Origin of the sequence: Weissella minor, from assembly GCF_001437425.1 — a bacterium.
GTDB lineage: Bacteria > Bacillota > Bacilli > Lactobacillales > Lactobacillaceae > Weissella > Weissella minor.
Map to the genome: position 1 here is coordinate 1 of NZ_JQCD01000014.1, position 1421 is coordinate 1421.

The 1421-nt window shown below is 33.7% G+C and carries 2 protein-coding genes; one reads left to right on the top strand and one right to left on the bottom strand.

From position 1 onward, the window contains the following. The first annotated feature begins 101 nt into the window (after positions 1–101). On the top strand, positions 102–701 hold the full coding sequence (locus IV67_RS01260) for a TrmH family RNA methyltransferase (RefSeq protein ID WP_057786345.1): 600 nt from the start codon (positions 102–104) through the stop codon (positions 699–701). 53 nt (positions 702–754) lie between these two features. Here the strand turns inward: IV67_RS01260 and IV67_RS01265 are convergent, their stop codons facing one another. Then, positions 755–1141 carry a hypothetical protein gene (locus tag IV67_RS01265; protein ID WP_057786347.1) on the bottom strand — a complete coding sequence of 129 codons (387 nt, stop codon included), beginning with the start codon at positions 1139–1141 and terminating at the stop codon, positions 755–757. Positions 1142–1421 lie beyond the last annotated feature (280 nt).

The window sequence follows — 1421 nt, forward strand, 5'->3', positions numbered from 1 at the left end:
TCTCTTCCTGCGAGGATAGGACGTCGCAATGCAAACGAAAAGCTACCAGAAATGGTAGTTTTTTTGTGTAGAAAATTTAAAGTTAATTTGGAGATATATACATGGCAGATATTGATATTGATAATGCATTGGACTATCGAAATTTAGGTGATGATTTTAAAGGTATGGATAATCGCGATATCATGCAAGCGTTAGATGCTAAACGTGGTGATATGGTAACAGTGTTACAAAATATTACTCATGATTTTAATAAAGCAACCGCTGTGAGAAATCATAATGCATTTTCAGGTAAGAAAATTGTTTTTTTAAACCCAGATAATCCCATGGATGCAGAAAATCCTGAAGGTGCAAAGCGATGGAATAAAAAGGGTGCAGTTGGGGCCCAACATTATGAACATATTCAACATGCGCGAATTCGTGATTATCAACAATTGTTTGATAATTGGCACGCCCAAGGCTATACAATATTTGCCGTTGATAATACGCCAGGATATGAGTTACATAATATCTTTGAAGTGCAGTTTCCTAAGAAAAGTGTTTTTCTCTTTGGTGAAGAACAAATTGGATTAGCAGATGAGTTAATTGCTGCAGCGGACCAAATGATTTATATCCCACAAACGGGGTCAGTCCGATCATTAAATGTATCAGTTGCACATGGGATTGTGTCTGCAATGTATACAGCCCAATACCCAGTTGAATAAAATAAAACCGCAACTTTCAGGATTAACCTAAAAGTTGCGGTTTTTAAATATGTTTATAAGAGAATTTCAAATTCTAAGTTGTTATATTGGTCACGTTCACGAATTTGACGATAGCTAAAAGTTTGTGTACCGCGATTAAGTAATTCAGTAGACCAAGTGATTTGCTTTTCCAAATTGGCAAACATATCTTCTTTAAGACGATTAACAAGCGCTAAAAACTTGGTTGCATTGTCTGCTGGAATTGACATATATAAACGTTCATCATTTCCATATTTCTTTGAAATTCTTTTTAACGTAACATTCATGACTTGGCGTGTGAATGCAGGGTTACGGTTTAAACGCACACTAACGTTAATATGATTATAGTGGTGATCACGACTATATTGTAAAACATTTGCGAGAAAGATATCGCCATTAATTTGTTCTGCTTTTTTTGACATTAAATTATCCTTTGTTATCATATTTCACCTATCAGTATATCATGGATTGAAATTAATGTAGTAATTTTTAAAATAATGCTTGCATTGTTGAAGAAATGCAGGTAATATTATGAAGTTGTCTAATTGAGATATATCAGACAGCAAAAATTAATTAAAAAAAGTTGTTGACATTCGTGAAACAACCGTGTATTATTAATTAAGTTGTCGCAAGCAAGTTGCTTGAACAACAAGTAGATCATTGAAAACTGAATATCGTTTCGATATAAACAAATGTGTAGGG

What these genes read in the sequence shown, in the direction of transcription:
- IV67_RS01260 (WP_057786345.1), top strand. Translation starts at nt 102, where the DNA reads ATGGCAGATATTGATATTGATAATGCATTGGACTATCGAAATTTAGGT.
- IV67_RS01265 (WP_057786347.1), bottom strand. Translation starts at nt 1,141, where the DNA reads ATGTCAAAAAAAGCAGAACAAATTAATGGCGATATCTTTCTCGCAAAT.